Below are 362 nucleotides of genomic sequence, written 5' to 3' on the forward strand. Positions count from 1 at the left end.
TTCTCAAAAGGTGCTAGCGACGATGCTTCGGGAATTGCTACAATTTTAGAAGGTGTACGTGCTTTTTTATATTCCAAAAATCCTCAAAAAAACGATATTATCATCTTATTTTCTGATGCAGAAGAATTAGGATTAAACGGAGCTGCTTTATTCGTAAACCAACATCCTTGGGCAAAAGATGTAGGTCTGGTTTTAAACTTTGAAGCAAGAGGAACTTCTGGACCAAGCTACATGCTGATGGAAACCAATAAAGGAAATGAAGCTTTGGTTAAGGAATTTACAAAAGCAAAACCTTCTCACCCAGTTTCAAATTCTTTGATGTACAGTATTTACAAAATGCTTCCTAACGATACCGATTTGAC

1 protein-coding gene is annotated in these 362 nt (G+C 36.2%); it reads left to right on the forward strand.

Translation table 11 applies throughout. The annotated features are described in order from the left end of the window. Positions 1-362, forward strand: a 362-nt coding sequence (locus ACWA1B_RS22415) for a M28 family peptidase (RefSeq protein WP_456910799.1), incomplete at both ends; no start/stop codon positions are given.

The organism is Flavobacterium xizangense (assembly GCF_054075145.1).